The 611-nt window shown below is 37.3% G+C and carries 1 protein-coding gene; it reads right to left on the reverse strand.

Annotation, left to right across the window (positions count from 1 at the left end; translation table 11 throughout):
* Positions 1–141 precede the first annotated feature (141 nt).
* Positions 142–611, reverse strand: a 470-nt coding sequence (locus ACSX1H_RS19505) for a hypothetical protein (RefSeq protein ID WP_439185936.1), incomplete at its 5' end; no start/stop codon positions are given.

Consider the following 611-nt stretch of genomic DNA (forward strand, 5'->3'; position numbering starts at 1 on the left):
AACGGTTGGCCGCATGGCGCTGTAGCAGATTTGCGTTGAGATTGTCCGTCCGAAAGGACGAGACCATCGAGGCGGGAATCTGCCCACCCAAGGACCTACTAACCCTGCTATGCGCTATGGCGGCGTGTTGGTACCCGTTATTTAATTTTTTATGTTTTTAAAGTTATGATTCAGCCAGTTGTATGAAAAATCCTTCATTTCTGGCTTAAAGAGATTTTTCAATTCTGTTTTGTAAAATGAAACGCAGCCTGAACAAACTGAAACTAAATCATTCGAATTTTTAATAATGTCAATGTTTTTATAGTCATTGTCATAGAGCTTAATTGCCTTCAATTCATTAAGTTTTTCTAATGTTATTACTGCCATGTAACGCTCAGCATTGTTGTCTGAGGTCAACATTTTTTTAATTGCCTTATAGTTTCTATTCTTAAGTTTTTGCGTCACTTTTTTGACCGTCTTGGATGGTTGTCCGCCATAATAACAACCAAAACCAACCATTTCATTTACGTCAACAGAATCTTGTCCAAATACAAATCCTGCTTGTCCGAAGAGTAATAATATTACTAATATACTTATTGTTGTCATGGTTGTTCTAATGGGTACCAACGGTT

Source organism: Carboxylicivirga taeanensis (assembly GCF_051851475.1).
GTDB lineage: Bacteria > Bacteroidota > Bacteroidia > Bacteroidales > Marinilabiliaceae > Carboxylicivirga > Carboxylicivirga taeanensis.